Origin of the sequence: Mycobacterium simiae, from assembly GCF_010727605.1 — a bacterium.
In the GTDB taxonomy this organism is placed as follows: Bacteria; Actinomycetota; Actinomycetes; order Mycobacteriales; family Mycobacteriaceae; genus Mycobacterium; species Mycobacterium simiae.
This window is the reverse complement of sequence record NZ_AP022568.1, coordinates 2,394,033-2,409,111: the sequence shown is the minus strand read 5'-3', so window position 1 is coordinate 2,409,111 and position 15,079 is coordinate 2,394,033. Positions and strand designations below refer to the sequence as shown.

Sequence of the window (15,079 nt, the reverse complement as noted above, 5' to 3'; positions counted from 1 at the left end):
AACGGCGGTGGCATCCGACAGGATCGAAGCCATGGCCGGTGTCGACTTTTCACTGCTGGACGTCCCGAGATCGGAACCGATCGACCACCCCGACGACTACCTGCGTGCCGCGATCGCCTGGCACTTCGGCGAAGACACCGGCTCGGCCTTTTGGTTGCGCGCCGCCAAGACACTGGACTTCGACCCGCTGACCGACATCACGACGTACGACGATCTGCGGCGGTTTCCCAACCTGCTCACCGAGCTGCGTAACGTGCCGATCGAGGACCTGATCCCGCGGGGGTACGGCTCGCCGCCGCCGGTTCCGCAGATATTCGAGTCCGGCGGTACCACCGGCGCACCCAAACGCACTGTGCAGCTTCCCGATTGGGTCGCCCAGATCGTCGAATGGCAAACGGAGGATTTCGTTGCCGGCGGCTTTCGGCGCGGCCAGGGCTTCCTGTGTCTGATGCCGAGCGGTCCACACGGCGTCGGCTACTTCTCGCGCCTGGTCGCCGAACGCCTGGGCTCGGCGTTTCATGCGATCGACATCGATCCGCGGTGGGTGAAGAAGATGGCGGCGCGAAATGTCGCGGGTGACGTCGCCCGCTACGTCGATCACCTGCTCGAGCAGGCGACACACGTGCTCCACACGCAGAGCGTTGCCAACTTGCATGCCACGCCACCGCTGCTGGAAGCCATTGCCCGCGATGACGGTTTGGTGGACCTGGTGAATGCCAAGATTCGCTACCTGTTGCTCAGCGGCGCGCATGTCGACGCCGACACGCTGGACCTGCTGCGGGGGATCTTCCCGGACACGACGATCACGATGGCCTTTGGCAGCACGATGATTCTCTCGCAGGCGGTCACCCGAATCGACGGGGAGGACTTCGTTTTCGACCCGCGGACACCGTACGTGGTGTTCTGGGTCATCGACCCCGACACCGGCGAGCGGGTGCCCTACGGCCAACTCGGTCAGGTCGTGATGAACCACATCAGCAAAGGGATGTTCCTGCCGAACAACTTGGAGCGCGACATGGCAATCCGGATGCCCGGTCCGGCAGGCCGGCTCAGCGATTCGGTCAGCGCGGTGCGGCCCGTCCACACCTTCGAGGGTGCGGCCGTGATCGAGGGCGTGTACTGACGTGAGCGGCGAAACCCGAAGCGTTACCGCCGAATTGGCGGCTATTGACGCGCTCGGAGCCGACGGCGAGTATCGGACCCGCACCCGGGAGGTCATCGCCACCACGGCGGGCACGCCGGTTGCCGAATTGAGCGTGGTGCCGCCGCTGTATGTGGCACGCACCATCAACGCCCAGCGCAAGGCGGTCCCATTGCCCGTTGGGCGGCGCGAAAGCGCACTGGCCAAGGCGGCCCAGATCTTCCTTACCGGCGTCATCGGGGGCATGGACTTCGCCGGGTATGTCGCACTGACCAGCCGGATTTCGGGTGCGCCGATCGCGGTCACCCGTGCCGCCGCACACGGTGTTGCTGATGCGGTGGCTCATGCCGTCGATGCGGTGCGGCCCGCACAACCGGTCGGCGCGGCCGGTGACTGGCGCGAGGAACGCACCCGCGCCGGCGCCGCGGTGTGGACACGCCGCGGCGAGGTCTTTGCCGTGCACGCTGCCGGAAACGGCGCGGGGGTGCACGGCACCTGGCCGCAAGCGCTCGCCCTGGGTTACCGCGTCGCGGTGCGCCCCTCCCGACGCGAACCACTGACCGGGTACCGACTGGTTAATGCGTTCCGACAGGCGGGCTTTCGGAACGAAGATGTGACCTTTCTGCCGACCGACCACCGCGGGGCCGACGAGGTCATCCGGGCCGCCGACCTCGCCCTGGTGTACGGCGGTCAAGACGTCGTGGACAAATACGCCGGTGATTCGACGGTGTTGGTCAACGGGCCCGGCCGCGCGAAGATACTGATCACGGCGAGCCAGGATTGGCGCGACCACCTCGACATGGTTGTCGAGTCGATCGGGAGCCTGGGCGGGATGGCCTGCGTCAACACCACCGCGGTGTTGTACGAGGGCGACCCCGCCCCACTCGCCGCGGCCGTCGCTGAACGGCTGTCGGCGATCGAGCCGATGCCGACCGACGATGAGCGCGCCGTCCTGCCCACTCAGCCCGTCGCAAAGGCGCAGGCGACCGCGGACTACCTGGCGGTCAAGGCCGCCGGCGCGACTGCGTTGCGCGGCGCCGATCAGGTGGTCGCCGTCCTGGGCGACGGCTGCGCCGCCCTGCGTCCGGCCGTGCATCTGCTGACCGAACCAGATGTCGACAAGCTCAACGTCGAACTACCGTTCCCCTGCGTGTGGATCTCGCCGTGGTCACGGGGCGATGGCCTGGAGCCGCTACGAAAATCGTTGGTGATCACCGTGATTACCGATGACGACAGCCTGATCGACGGTTTACTGGGTGAACCGACGGTGCGCAACGTCTATCGGGGAAACCACCCGACGCACTACAGCGCACCCAGCATTCCGCACGACGGATTTCTGGCGGACTTCTTGATGTGCAACAAGGGATTCGTTCGGGACTAACCTCGGGTGGTCGCGGGATAGGGCAACAGCGCCACCTCGCGCGCGTTCTTGATGGCGGTCGCGACCTGTCGTTGCTGCCGGACTGTCAGACCGGTGACGCGCCGCGACCGAATCTTGCCCCGGTCGGAGATGAACACCCGTAATGTGTTGGTGTCCTTGTAATCGATGGTCGCCAGACCGAGGCTGGCAAGTAGGTTCTTCCGGTTCTCCGCCGACACCGGCTTATTTGGGCGCCTCGATTTGCCCGCCATTCACCAACTCGCTTTCCGGATGCCGGGCAGTTCCCCGCGATGGGCCAGTTCGCGCACCCGCACGCGAGACAACCCGAACTTGCGCAGGTGCCCCCGCGGCCGGCCATCGATCGAGTCCCGGTTGCGGATCCGCACCCCGCTGGCGTCGCGTGGCTGGCGGGCCAGTGCTTGCTGCGCGGCCAGCCGTTCTGCTGGTGTGCTGCGCGGCGATCGAATGATCTCCTTGAGGCTCGCGCGCCGCTGCGCGTAGCGCGCGACCAGTGCGCGGCGCTGGTCGTTCTTGACTATCTTGGATTTCTTGGCCATCAGCGCTCTTCCCGGAACTCGACGTGGCGGCGCACGACTGGGTCATACTTGCGCAGCGTGAGCCGGTCGGGATCGTTGCGCCGGTTCTTGCGGGTGATGTAGGTGTAGCCAGTGCCGGCGGTGGAACGCAGCTTGACCAGGGGACGAATTTCGTTGCGCGCCATCAGATGCGCTGTCCTTCTCGGCGCAATCGGGCGACGACGGCCTCGATGCCGTCGCGATCGACGACCTTGATGCCCTTAGCGCTCACACGCAACGTGATGCGCCGGCCCTCCGAGGGCAGAAAGTAGGTCTTGGTCTGGATATTGGGGGACCACCGCCGTCGGGTTCGTCGATGCGAATGCGACACCGAATTACCGAACCCGACCGTGCGACCGGTCACCTGACACCGCATGGGCATGACGACGGCTCCTTTCCAGGACCACCCCAGTTATTGAAAATCATTTTCGACAAGGCCCCGCCCCGCACTGTACCGTGGCAACGGCGTTAATGAAAATCGTTTGCAATAAGGAGTCGGGATGCGGGCGCCGGTGGTTTTGGTAGCGGGGCAGGGCGACACGGACGCGGTGACAGGCGGGCTGCTGTGCCGGTCCGGAACCGTGGTCGTCGAGCACCAATTCGACGGCCACGTCGTGCGACGGACGACGAGCATGCTGCGGCGCGGCGAACTGAGCACCGCCGAGGACGCCTTGGAATTGGCGCACGGGTGCGTGTCGTGCACCGTACGCAACGACCTCTTGGTGCTGCTGCGCAAGCTAGCTCATCGCGACGGGGTCGAGCGCATTGTCGTGCATCTGGCCCCGTGGCTCGAGCCGGAACCCATCTGCGTCGCGATCAACCACGTCCGGGTGAACGTCGGCCTCGGCTACCCGGAGGGCCCGGCCGCCCTGGACGTGGCGATCGCGGGCGTGGTGACATGCATCGATACCCGCACCTGGCTTCATCGTGCGCTCGGGGACGCGGTGCTGTCGGACGGCCGCACAATGGCCCAGGTCGTCGTCGGCCAGGCGGAGTTCGCCGATCTGCTGGTGCTGACCCGGCCCGATCCGGTGACGCTGGCCGTGCTGCGTCGGCTCGCCCCGCGGTCACGGATCACCGTGGGGCAGGAGCGGGTCGACGTGGCCCTGGCCAACCTCGACGACAACTCCCGGCGCGGTCGCAGCGACCACCCGCATGGCTGGCTGCTGGCCGGACTGCCGCCGCTTGCCGCGGATGGGCCGGTACGCATCGTCGAGTTCAATGCTCGCCGCCCGTTCCACCCGGAACGCTTGCATGCCGCGGTCGATCTGCTGCTGAGCGGTGTGGTGCGCAGCCGTGGGCGGCTCTGGCTGGCCAGCCGGCCCGACCAGGTCATGTGGCTGGAATCGGCCGGCGGCGGTCTGCGGGTTTCCAGCGCGGGAAAGTGGCTGGCCGCCATGACCGCTCGGGAAGTGGCCAATGTCGACCCGGAACGCAGCCTGTTCGCCGAGTTGCAGTGGGAATACCAGTTCGGCGACCGGCACACGGCGATGACGGTGCTGGTCTGCGGCGCCGAGTCGCCGGACATCCTCGACGCCCTACATGGGGCACTGCTCACCGACGCGGAAATGGCGGCACCGCAGGACTGGCGCGGATATCGCGATCCCTTCGGTGACTGGCACCAGGATCCGTGCGACGAAATCAGCAGCGCCCCAGAAGAAGCCGCACCCGACGCGGAGCGCCGCGAATCCTGACCGAGCGCCGCTACACCGGGTGGCCCCGACCGGTGGTTCCGGCGGTGCGTGCCGTCTGGTAGCTGTAGGTTACGAGTCACGGGCGTTAAGACAACAGCGTTACACCACGACTCGACCCGCCAGCTCGGTGAAGCGGTGTGAAGGTGAACTTGATAGGTCAGGCGTTGACAAGGGCGACCGACCGATTGGCCAATCCGCCACGGCTGTCGGACCCCGATCAGCTGCGTGCGGTCGTCTCCGGCAAGACGGTGCTGGTCACCGGCGCGTCCTACGGAATCGGCGAGGCGACGGCCCGCCGATTCGCCGCGGCCGGGGCCACGGTCCTGGTGGTCGCCCGGTCGGCGGAACGGCTCGACGACCTCGCCGCGGCCATCAATGCCGGCGGCGGCCAGGCCAGCGCATACCCGACCGACCTCAGCGACGAGGCCGCCGTCCACGTGCTGACCAAGCAGATCACCGAGACCCACGGACCGCTCGACATCGTGGTCAGCAACGCCGGTAAATCGCTGCGCCGCTCACTGCATCAGCAGTACGACCGCCCGCACGACTTCCAGCGCACCATCGACATCAACTATCTGGGCCCGATCTGGCTGCTGCTGGGATTGCTACCGGCCATGCGGGAAAACGGCGGCGGCCAGATCGTGAACGTGTCCAGCGTCGGCGTGCGGGTGGTGCCCGGTCCGCAGTGGGGCGCCTATCAGGCGTCCAAGGGCGCGTTCGACCGCTGGCTGCGCAGCGTGGCCCCCGAACTGCACGCCGACGCCGTGCAGGTCACCTCGATCTACTTCGCACTGGTTCGGACCCGGATGATCACCCCGACGCCGGTGTTGGGCCGGCTGCCCGGGCTGTCCGCCGAGGAGGCCGCCGACGTCATCGGCAAGGCGGTCATCGAACGCCCGCGGACGCTGGAACCGCCGTGGGTGTTTCCGGCCGAGGTGGTCTCCGTGCTATTGGCCGGACCGGCCGAACGGGCCGCCCGGCTGTGGTACCGCCGGTTCCTGGCGGACTCGGCCACGCGCCAGGAAGACCGATGAGCGGCACTGTGGCCGGCACCGCCGCCCGCGCGCTGGTGTCGTCGAGGCTGCTGAGGATTCCCGCACCGCTGCAGGCGCTACGGCTGGTGCGCGAGGTGTATCGCGCTGGCACAAACCTTTACACGCTGCTGGCGGTCGCGGCGGCGCGCTGGCCGCAACGCACGGCAATCATCGACGACGACGGGGCGCTGAACTATCGCGAGCTGCAGGCCGAAACCGAATCGCTGGCCCGCCAGCTCGTCGACACCGGCGCCGGACCGGGCAAGGCGGTCGGCGTCATGTGCCGAAACGGTCGTGATTTCGTGTCGGCCGTGTTCGCCACCGCGCTGGTCGGAGCGGATGTGGTGCTAGTGAACACCGAGTTTCGCAGCGATGCTCTGGCCGGTGCGCTCGGCACACACCAGGTGGCAACGATGTTGTGCGACAACGAGTTTGCCGGTCACATTCGTGACGCCCTGCCGTCGATTCAGGTGCTCGACCCGGCCGAGGCTCCGCCGGCTGCGGGCAGGTCACGTCCCAAGGTCGCACCGTCGGGTCGCATTGTGTTACTCACGTCGGGCACCACCGGTATTCCCAAAGGCGCGCCGCGCACTCCCCGGATCAGCACCGGGCTGGGAGCCGGAGTGACGATTCTGGAACGCACCCACCTACGCGCAGGTGCACGGATTGCCCTGGCAACGCCAATGTTTCACGGCCTCGGGTTCGGCATCATGACACTCGCGGTCAGCCTGGGCGCCACCATGCTGACCCGTCGCCGCTTCGACGCCGAACAAACGCTCGCTCAGGCGTCCCTGCACCGCGCCGACGCGATGAGCGTCGTGCCGATCATGCTGGCACGCATCCTGGATCTGCCCCAGCGCGTGCGGATGCGAAACCCGCTGGCATCGCTGAAAGTCGTGATCTGCAGCGGAGACCGACTCGACCCGACCCTGGCGCGCCGCTTCATGGACGAGTACGGCGACGTCCTTTACAACCTGTATGGCTCGACGGAAGTCGGAATCGGTTCGCTGGCGACTCCGGCTGAGCTGCGGGCCGCGCCGGAGACGGTGGGCAGGCCGGTCGCGGGCTGCCCGGTGCGCATCTACGACCGCAGCGGCCGGCCCGTCGGACCCCGGGTGACCGGCCGCATCTTCGTCGGAGGTGAACTGAGCTCAGACGGCTACACCGGCGGTGGTGGCAAGCACGTCATCGACGGCCACACCAGCACCGGCGACATGGGCTACCTCGACAATGCGGGCCGGCTCTACATCGTCGGCCGCGAGGACGACATGATTGTGTCCGGCGGTGAGAACGTTTATCCGCGGGCGCTGGAGAACGCGCTCGCCGAACATCCCGACGTTGCCGAGACGGCGGTCGTCGGAGTGGACGACGAGCAGTTCGGGCGACGACTGGCCGCGTTCGTGGTACCGCGCGACGGGCGTGAAGTCGATGTGACGGCGCTACGAGAGTTCCTCAAGGGCAAGGTTTCTCGTTTCGAACAACCACGCGACATCCACCTGGTCGACAGCATTCCGCGCAATCCCGCCGGCAAGGTCATCCGCAGGGCACTGACGTCCTAGGCGTCCGGCTCGTCCTCGGACTCGTCGATCGGCTGCAATACCCCGATCGTCTTGTTCAGCCAGTTCGGTGCCAGCCAGGAGATCGCGGTGGCGCCGGCCGTCGCTCCGACCACGCCGGACCAGGCGACCGGGCCCAACGGTGTGCAGCCGAAGAACTGGCTGACCACCGGTGTTTGAATAATGCCGACCAGCACGCCCGCACTGCCCAGCGCGGTCGCCACCACCAGCGGGCTGTGCTGGCGTGTCAGCAGCGTCTGCGCCAGCTGCGTTGTCACCAGCGCGGCCAATCCCATTGTCGCCGTGCGACGTTCGCTGCCCGGCGTGTAACGCCCGATGCCCCAAGCTGCTGTCGCGCCCGCGGCGGTGACGACACCCCGGGTGATGATTTGGCGCATCAAGGGTGCGTCGAGTGACGGCCGCGGTCCGGTCAGCACGGCGAGACGGTGTGCAGCCCGCGCATTTTCGGCCGCCTCCTGCGTGTCGTACTCCGCTTCCTCGGGCTCGGCGTATTGCGATGTGACGGCGACCGCCAGCGCCGGGAACATGTCGGTGAGTAAGTTCACCAGCAGCAGCTGCCGGGTCCCTACCGGCGCGCGGCCCTGACCGAACGCGGTCCCGATGATGGTGAACAGCACCTCGCCCACGTTGCCGCCGACCAGGATCGTCACGGCATCGCGAACCCCTGCCCACATGCTCCGGCCCTCGACCAGCGCGTCGAGCAGGACACTCAAATCCCGGTCGGTCAAGACGATATCGGCCGCGCCGCGGGCGGCCGACGACCCGCGGCCACTGACGCCGATACCCACGTCGGCCATCCGGATCGCGGCGGCGTCGTTGGCGCCGTCGCCGACCATCGCCGTCACCCGGCCACAGCGCTGCAGCGCCGCGACGATCTGTACCTTCTGCTCCGGGCTGACGCGGGCGAACACCTGGACATCGGCGACCATCTTGGCGCAGGCGTCCTCATCGAGGCCGGCCAGCTCCGCCCCGGTGACCACCCGTGCATCCGCCGGCAGTCCCAGCTGACGTGCGATCGCCCGCGCGGTGATCGGGTGGTCACCGGTGATCAGTACGACGTCACGACCGGCCGCCTCCAACGCTTCGATCAGCGGACGCGACGAGGCTCGCGCGGTATCCGCCAGGCCGACATAGCCCAGCAGCTCCAGATCGTGGGCGGTGGCATCGACGGCGTCGACGTCGGTGTCCTCGTCGTGGGTGGTTCCGTTCGGCCAAGGGCGGCGCGCCACCGCCAGTACCCGCAAGCCCCGTTCGGCGAGCCCGCGTACCACGGATTCGGCGTGCGCGCGGTCGGCCGCCGGGTCGGTGAACCGGCAGCGGGGCAGCACGATCTCCGGGGCGCCCTTGAGCATCAGCACCGGCGCGTCCGGGTCCGAGCCGAGGGTGCCGATCGAGGCGGCATACCCACGGCTGGATTCGAAGGGCACTTCAGCGAGCAGCTGCCAGCCCGAATTGTTCTTGGTCAGCAGGAAACTCGCGGCGGTGATGATGGCCTCGTCGGTGGCATGGGCGTGGCCTTGCCCGTTTTGGGGCTGGGAGGAGGCCCACGCGGCTGCCCGCAGCACGGCCGCCGACCGCGGATCCTCGGCCTCCGGGAAGGCATCGCCCGGGCGGGCGTCGTGCGGCACCGCACAAAGCACCCGCAACCGGTTCTCGGTGAGCGTGCCGGTCTTGTCGAAACACACAGTGTCGACGCGCCCCAGCGCCTCGATAGTGCGCGGCGAGCGGACCAGCACACCGCGCGCCGTCAAGCGCTGCGCGGCGGCCAACTGGGACAACGTGGCCACCAGCGGCAGGCCCTCCGGCACCGCGGCGACCGCGATCGCGACGCCGTCGGCGACCGCTTGACGCAGCGACGCGCGGCGCAGCAACGCCAACGCGGTCACCGCCGCGCCCCCGGTCAGGGTCAGCGGCAACACCTTGCTGGTGAGCTCGCGCAACCGCGCTTGGACACCGGCCGACGTCTCGACGTCGGCGACGGCCGAAATTGCCCGGTGCGCAGCGGTATTCACCCCGGTGGCCACGACGATCGCCCGCGCGTGCCCCGCGACAATGGTGCTGCCTTCGAACAGCATGCTGGCCCGTTCCGGGTCGTTGACCGCGACCGGCTCCACCTGCTTGTCCACCGGAAGCGACTCGCCGGTCAACAGCGACTCGTCGACCTCGAGATCTTCGGCTATCAGCAGACGCGCGTCGGCTGGTACCACTTCCGGGGCGGCCAGATCGATGACGTCGCCCGGCCGTAGCGACTTGGCGGACACCGTGGCCGTGCGGGTCGCGTGCCGGGCCGCCTCCAGGCGGCGCCGGGTGGTGGCCACCGCAGGCACCACGACGCGACGGACCAGTTGGTCTTGTTCGGCGAACAACTCGGCGGCCGCTGCCTCGGCCCGCAGCCGTTGCGCCCCACCGGTTATCGCGTTAACCGTCATCACGCCAGCGACCAGCAGTGCATCGATGTTGCTGCCGACGATCGCCGAGGCGGCCGCCCCGACGGCCAGAATCGGGGTCAGCGGGTCGGCGAGTTCGACCCGGGTGGCCGCGGCCAACCGCGCCACGCTGTGCAGCGGTCCACGCAGGCCCGCGAACGGGGGGCTGTAGGAGAGGTCGTCGAGGCGGCGACGCCACGACGGGGTCAGGCTCTGCACCGCCATTGGCCGCGCACCGCCGGCGAGTCGCGAATAGACGATTTCCGGATCCAGCGCGTGCCAGGCGGTCAGTGGTTGTGGGGTCGGGTCCGGCAGCCGCAACACCCTGCTCGCCGAGAAGGTGCCGGCCACCAGCGCCGTGGCCGCGGCGGCGTTGACCGGGTTGAGCCAGCGCCGAAAGCTCACCGGGTTTTTGTTCTGGTTCTGATCGGTCCCGGTGACCAATAGCAACCCGGCCAGCGTCGTGCCGCCCTGAGCCAGGTGCACCGCCGATTCGCTGGTCGAACGTGCGACCGGAATCGCGGACAGCATACGAACCGCGGCGGCCAGGTCGGTGCCAGTGATGATGTCAGCCGTCCATGGCGTGGCCGCACGCGGATCATCAAGTGCCACACCAACATCAGCGATCGCCAGCGCAGCCAGGGTGTCCGTCGATGCGAAATCGCGGTGCACCGCGGTGATCAGCAGCACCGGTCCGCGGTCGGCCCGCAGCTCCCGGACCACACTGAGCAACGGCGTACCCGGCGGGTGCGTCGCCGCGACGCTCGCCGTCAGATCCTCGGTGCCGGCGACGTGTCGCAGTACCACGCGGGCCCCGGTCCGGTTGGCGGTCTGCAGCAACGGGATCGCATAGGGATCCACTTCCCAGCCGACCTCGACCTTGCCCACCCGTTCGCCGTCCACCACCAGGTCGGCGGTCTCCAGGCCCTGGGCAGGCATCGCCGAAGGACCTTGTGCCGGAACCCATCTCAGCTGTGCTCCGGTGGCAGGTAGTTCGTCCTGGTCGGGTTCGGGGGCCTCCTCGCCGTGCAGCAGCGCGTCGGCGACCTCGTAGACCCGGTCATCGTCCCAGCCCGGCGCCTCCCCGATCGATCGCAGCACGGCGCGGTGATCACCGCGCAGCGCGGCTCCGTCGATCACGACCACCTTCACCCGGTCCAGCCGGCGCAACGCGCCCGGATCGAGGACCAGCTGGCCGTCGTTGGCGAGGCCGCGACCCAGGGTCGCCGCGAACGCCTGTCGGCCGACGTGCGCGGCGCGCGGCACGCCGGCCTCGATCGCCGCGGCGGCATCTTCGGTACCGCCGCCGGCCACCAGGGCACTGGCCGCGGCGATCAGCGAGCCGTTGGCCGCCGAATCGACGTAACTTTCCACCGGCCCGGCCATCGAGCCCTTTTCTTTGTCCATCGCCGCGTCGATGGTGCCGCCGACCACGACGTGTGATGCCTCGCCCGCCGCCGCGGCCCCCCAGCTGTGCCGGGGCATTTGCGACTTCACGCCGGCCGAGGAGATGACCGGGACCACCGGCGCCTGCGGACGATCCGGCGAGGCCAGATGCGGCTCCCGGTCCCGCCACACCCGGCGGTGCGCCGCCGCCTCGGCGATCTGCAAGGTCCGCTGCGTCATGTCGAGTAGCGGTGTGCCGAATGAATGGGTCAGCCCGTGTGCCGCCGCGGTCGCGGCCGCCAGCATGACATCGGTACCCACCCGGCCCAGCCTCGACTCCAAAATCGAGACCATGCGCGGTTGATGGTTGATCAGCGCCGCCGCGGCCCGAGTGGTCTGCGGTGCCGCGGGCAGGCGGGCCACCCAGCCGGTCAGGGCCGCCGTCACTGCGACCATATCCAGGGCAGCCGCGGTGAACGGCACCAGAATCGCCAACGGATTGCCGGGGTCGGCGAAGGGCGCCGAGGCCGGCAGGTCGGACTTGCTGGACGCCAGATCGGCGGCGATGTCGGCCACCGTCGATCGCACTTCCTCCACGACAGCATCGTTGTCGGCGCCGCGAGCAAGCTCGACCACCAACCGGCCCAGCGCGCCCTCGACATGGGCGTGGGCCACCCCCGGAATCCGGCGAACCGGCTCCTCGACGACCGCCGAATACTCATACCAGCGGGCAAACGGCAACAGCGGGTCCAAATCGAGGTGCACCCGCTGACCGCTACGCCACCGCACCGGAGGCCTGATGCGTTCCGGGGAACCGTCGGCCGACATGTTCATCCCGAGCGCCCGGCCGGTGGAGGTGGCCACCGACTGCACCACCGGACCCGCCAGTTCGACGACCGGGCTGGCCAGTAGCTGCACCGCACCGGCAGCGCCCGCCGCCGTGGAAACGCCGGCCTTGACTAGCTGAGCCGCTCCGCCGGTGACACCAGCAACCACGCCGGATACACCCGGAATCTTCATTCAGTCATCCTTCGCAGACGTCTACCGCGCTAATAATCCTGGGGTGCCCGTGACCTGTCTACATGTGCGCCTGAAGGCAGGCCGGGCGATGACACCACGGCTCTGGTGGCTGGGTATTCGCTGTGTGACCGGCGGGTGTAATCGCGTCCCTTCGGCAGTTTACCGATCGGGCGGCAAATCAAACCTTGCGAACAACGCCGGATCGAGGAAAACGATGACCCGGGCGATGCCCGTGGCACCCGGGGTGAGCACGTGAATCGAATGCGCCCGCAGGACGCCGTCCGCGGCGCGACGGTACTCGGCAACGGCGGGTTGACCATTCGCCGCAGTCGCCACCATCGAGACGTCACCGGGTCTGCTAAACGCCCGTGCGGCAAGGAATTCCATCACGGTGGCGCGGCCGGTGAACCACACGCGCAGCGGTGGCATTTCGAGTCTCACGTCGGTCTGCAACAACGCGGTGAGTGCGGCCATGTCGGCGTTTTCGAATGCCGTGCAGTAACGGTCGAGCAACTGGCGGCGCGCCGCGCTGTCCGGTTCGACGGCGTCGTCTTCGGTGGGCGAGATCTCGGCCAGCCGGGCCCGCGCCCGCTGTAGCGAACTGTTGACCGCGGCGGGCGTGGTTTCGAGAAGTTCGGCTACCTCGGCGGCGCTGAACTGTGCGACGTCACGCAGAATCAGCGCGGCGCGCTGGCGGGCGGGCAGCTCCTGCAGCGCGGTCATCACGGCCAGCCGCACACTGAGCCGCGCGGTGACGGTCTCTTCCGGAGTCGCGAACAGGTGGGTGTCCGGGATGGGTTCGAGCCATTGATGGGCGCCCAAGGTGGTGTCGAGGTCGGCGTGCGGGTCGAGCGAACTGTCGCCCAGTCCGGCCGGCAACACCCGCCGGGCGCGCTGTTCCAGCGCACGCAGGCATGCCGTGGTGGCGATCCGGTACAGCCAGGTGCGCAGCGTCGCGCGCTCTTCGAACGCCTGATATCCCCGCCAGCCGCGCAGATACGTCTCCTGCACCAGGTCTTCGGCGTCGTGCACCGAGCCGAGCATCCGGTAACAGTGCGCGATCAGCTCGGCGCGGAACGGGGCCGCCTGCTCGATGAACTCTTCCTGAGCCGGCACGGTCGTCCTCCCATCTCGGACGTGGGACCGGTTGGCCCGGAACCCTACTGCAGGTACTGAGTCGGCGAGACGGCCAAATTCATCGGTCGCAAGCGATGAATCGCGTCGATTCGCCGTATCTGAATTGGCGGAGGAGTTCACTGAGAAAGCGAGTACGACATGACCCAGCCCCAGACCCAGACCCACGTCGACGGCCTCGTCGGCACCACCGCGATCGTGACCGGGGCGAGCCGCGGATTCGGCCGCGCCATTGCGACCGCGTTGACGGCGGCCGGCGCCGAGGTAGTCGGCGTTGCACGCAGCGCCGCCCGGCTCGACGAGTCCCGAGCCGAGCTGGGCGACGCGTTCATCCCCGTGGTGGCCGACGCCGCCGACCCGGCCACCGCCGCCGAGCTCATCGACAAGTACGCACCGCGCACGCTGGTGCTGTGCGCGGGTGCGGCCCCGCAGCTGAGCGCGGTGCAGGAGCACAGCTGGGAGAGCTTTAGCGCCAACTGGAACGTCGATGTCGCCCAGGCGTTGCACTGGACCCGCAGCGCGTTGCGGCGTCCGCTGCCACCGGGTAGCGCGGTGATCCTGATGTCCAGCGGCGCCGCCGTCAACGGGTCACCACTGTCCGGTGGTTACGCCGGCGCCAAGGCGACCATCAGGTTCATCGGCAGCTACGCCGCCGACGAGTCGAATCGCGCCGGACTCGGCATCGCGTTCACCTCGCTGCTGCCGGTGCTGACGCCGGTCACCGACCTGGGCGCGAAGGCGGTTGCGGCCTACGCGGCGCGGCAACGCCTCGACGTCGACACCTTCGTCGAATCGACCGGCCCCGTGCTCACCGCCGAACACGTCGGCGTTTCGGTGGTCGCGATCGCAACCGGCGGCGTGCGGGGACACGGTGCGTACCTGCTCGCCGCGTCGGGTTTGACGCCGTTGGCCTGAAGCGAGCCGCGAAAGTCGAGAAGGGAAGGCAGACAACACCATGAACACACCCCCGATCGTGTCGGCACCGGAATGGGAGGCCGAACATCGGCGAATGCTGGTGAAAGAGAAGGAGTTGACCCGGGCCCGCGATGCCCTGGCCGCGCTGCGACGGCGGATGCCGTGGCAGGCCGTGGACCAGCGTTACGAATTCGACGGTCCCGATGGCAGGGTGGACCTACTCGATCTGTTCGAGGGGCGCCGGCAGTTGATCGTCTACCGCGCGTTTTTCGGGCCCGACATTCACGGCTGGCCAGACCACGCCTGTCGCGGCTGTTCGATGATCGCCGACCACATCGGCCATCTCGCGCATCTCAATGCCCGTGACACCACGCTGGTGTTCGCCTCGCGGGCGCCGCAGGCCGACATCGAGCGGCTGAAGGCGCGGATGGGTTGGCGCATGCCCTGGTACACCATCACCGACAGCCTCGGTGCTCGTTTTGACGTTGACTTCGGTGTGCACGAATGGCACGGCACCAACGCGTTCATCCACCACGGCGATCGCATCTTTCGGACCTACTTCATCAACAACCGGGGCGACGAGGCGCTGGGCACCACCTGGAGCTTCCTGGACATGACGGCATTGGGCCGACAGGAGTCCTGGGAGGATTCGCCGCCGGAGTACCCGCAGACCGCGCCGTACGAATGGTGGGACTGGCATGACTCATACGGTGAGCACGAGCCGTCGCGATGGTTCGGCGAACCTGACCCGAACGACCCCGACGACATTCGGCCACCGCGCGTCGATTGAGCACCG

Annotated in this window: 13 protein-coding genes; 7 read left to right on the top strand and 6 right to left on the bottom strand. The window is 68.3% G+C overall.

Annotated elements, in window-relative coordinates; genetic code table 11:
* Positions 1 to 31 precede the first annotated feature (31 nt).
* Together G6N33_RS11185 and G6N33_RS11180 are read left to right on the top strand one after the other, a co-directional pair.
* On the top strand, positions 32 to 1,123 hold the full coding sequence (locus G6N33_RS11185) for an acyl-CoA synthetase family protein (RefSeq protein WP_044509274.1): 1,092 nt from the start codon (positions 32 to 34) through the stop codon (positions 1,121 to 1,123).
* Positions 1,124 to 1,157: 34 nt separating this feature from the next.
* Complete coding sequence (locus tag G6N33_RS11180) at positions 1,158 to 2,522, top strand: aldehyde dehydrogenase family protein (RefSeq protein WP_044512665.1); 1,365 nt, start codon at positions 1,158 to 1,160, stop codon at positions 2,520 to 2,522.
* On the opposite strand, the gene rpsR is transcribed toward G6N33_RS11180, so the two are convergent.
* From rpsR to rpmB, 4 genes are read right to left on the bottom strand one after another with little or no spacing between them, the layout of a single operon-like run.
* Positions 2,519 to 2,773, bottom strand: coding sequence for a 30S ribosomal protein S18 (gene rpsR / locus G6N33_RS11175; protein WP_044509275.1), 255 nt, complete (start codon positions 2,771 to 2,773; stop codon positions 2,519 to 2,521). The genes G6N33_RS11180 and rpsR overlap by 4 nt on opposite strands.
* Positions 2,774 to 3,079 carry a 30S ribosomal protein S14 gene (gene rpsN / locus G6N33_RS11170; RefSeq protein ID WP_044509276.1) on the bottom strand — a complete coding sequence of 102 codons (306 nt, stop codon included), beginning with the start codon at positions 3,077 to 3,079 and terminating at the stop codon, positions 2,774 to 2,776. It lies immediately after the preceding gene.
* A complete protein-coding gene (rpmG, locus tag G6N33_RS11165; RefSeq protein WP_044509277.1) occupies positions 3,079 to 3,243 on the bottom strand; it encodes a 50S ribosomal protein L33 in 165 nt (54 codons plus the stop codon). Before rpmG ends, rpsN begins: the two co-directional genes overlap by 1 nt.
* Positions 3,243 to 3,479 carry a 50S ribosomal protein L28 gene (gene rpmB / locus G6N33_RS11160; RefSeq protein WP_044509278.1) on the bottom strand — a complete coding sequence of 79 codons (237 nt, stop codon included), beginning with the start codon at positions 3,477 to 3,479 and terminating at the stop codon, positions 3,243 to 3,245. The genes rpmG and rpmB overlap by 1 nt, the downstream gene beginning before the upstream one ends.
* Positions 3,480 to 3,597: 118 nt before the next feature.
* Here rpmB and mrf point away from each other — a divergent pair, with 118 nt between their 5' ends.
* The 3 genes from mrf (at position 3,598) to G6N33_RS11145 (ending at position 7,384) form a co-directional block, all read left to right on the top strand.
* Entirely contained in the window at positions 3,598 to 4,791 is a 1,194-nt protein-coding gene (mrf, locus tag G6N33_RS11155) for a ribosome hibernation factor-recruiting GTPase MRF (protein ID WP_044509279.1), read from the top strand.
* 143 nt (positions 4,792 to 4,934) lie between these two features.
* Entirely contained in the window at positions 4,935 to 5,825 is an 891-nt protein-coding gene (locus G6N33_RS11150) for an SDR family NAD(P)-dependent oxidoreductase (RefSeq protein ID WP_044512666.1), read from the top strand.
* Complete coding sequence (locus tag G6N33_RS11145) at positions 5,822 to 7,384, top strand: AMP-binding protein (RefSeq protein ID WP_044509280.1); 1,563 nt, start codon at positions 5,822 to 5,824, stop codon at positions 7,382 to 7,384. The genes G6N33_RS11150 and G6N33_RS11145 overlap by 4 nt, the downstream gene beginning before the upstream one ends.
* Here the strand turns inward: G6N33_RS11145 and G6N33_RS11140 are convergent.
* Both G6N33_RS11140 and G6N33_RS11135 read right to left on the bottom strand, forming a co-directional pair.
* Positions 7,381 to 12,234 (bottom strand): cation-translocating P-type ATPase, encoded by a 4,854-nt coding sequence (locus G6N33_RS11140; RefSeq protein ID WP_044509281.1) that lies wholly within the window; start codon positions 12,232 to 12,234, stop codon positions 7,381 to 7,383. The two genes, G6N33_RS11145 and G6N33_RS11140, sit on opposite strands and share 4 nt — an antisense overlap.
* Positions 12,235 to 12,393: 159 nt before the next feature.
* Entirely contained in the window at positions 12,394 to 13,350 is a 957-nt protein-coding gene (locus tag G6N33_RS11135; protein ID WP_044509282.1) for a sigma-70 family RNA polymerase sigma factor, read from the bottom strand.
* Between the two features lie 159 nt (positions 13,351 to 13,509).
* Here G6N33_RS11135 and G6N33_RS11130 point away from each other — a divergent pair, with 159 nt between their 5' ends.
* The gene (locus G6N33_RS11130; RefSeq protein ID WP_044509283.1) at positions 13,510 to 14,283 is read left to right on the top strand and encodes an SDR family oxidoreductase; all 774 of its coding nucleotides are present in this window, start codon (positions 13,510 to 13,512) and stop codon (positions 14,281 to 14,283) included.
* A 40-nt stretch (positions 14,284 to 14,323) separates the two neighbouring features.
* Entirely contained in the window at positions 14,324 to 15,073 is a 750-nt protein-coding gene (locus G6N33_RS11125; RefSeq protein WP_044509284.1) for a DUF899 domain-containing protein, read from the top strand.
* Positions 15,074 to 15,079: the final 6 nt, after the last annotated feature.

Excerpts from the sequence above, each read along its gene's own strand:
- G6N33_RS11185 (WP_044509274.1), top strand. The coding sequence starts at position 32 with ATGGCCGGTGTCGACTTTTCACTGCTGGACGTCCCGAGATCGGAACCG.
- rpsR (WP_044509275.1), bottom strand. The coding sequence starts at position 2,773 with ATGGCGGGCAAATCGAGGCGCCCAAATAAGCCGGTGTCGGCGGAGAAC.
- rpsN (WP_044509276.1), bottom strand. The coding sequence starts at position 3,079 with ATGGCCAAGAAATCCAAGATAGTCAAGAACGACCAGCGCCGCGCACTG.
- rpmG (WP_044509277.1), bottom strand. The coding sequence starts at position 3,243 with ATGGCGCGCAACGAAATTCGTCCCCTGGTCAAGCTGCGTTCCACCGCC.
- rpmB (WP_044509278.1), bottom strand. The coding sequence starts at position 3,479 with ATGCCCATGCGGTGTCAGGTGACCGGTCGCACGGTCGGGTTCGGTAAT.
- mrf (WP_044509279.1), top strand. The coding sequence starts at position 3,598 with ATGCGGGCGCCGGTGGTTTTGGTAGCGGGGCAGGGCGACACGGACGCG.
- G6N33_RS11145 (WP_044509280.1), top strand. The coding sequence starts at position 5,822 with ATGAGCGGCACTGTGGCCGGCACCGCCGCCCGCGCGCTGGTGTCGTCG.
- G6N33_RS11140 (WP_044509281.1), bottom strand. The coding sequence starts at position 12,234 with ATGAAGATTCCGGGTGTATCCGGCGTGGTTGCTGGTGTCACCGGCGGA.
- G6N33_RS11130 (WP_044509283.1), top strand. The coding sequence starts at position 13,510 with ATGACCCAGCCCCAGACCCAGACCCACGTCGACGGCCTCGTCGGCACC.
- G6N33_RS11125 (WP_044509284.1), top strand. The coding sequence starts at position 14,324 with ATGAACACACCCCCGATCGTGTCGGCACCGGAATGGGAGGCCGAACAT.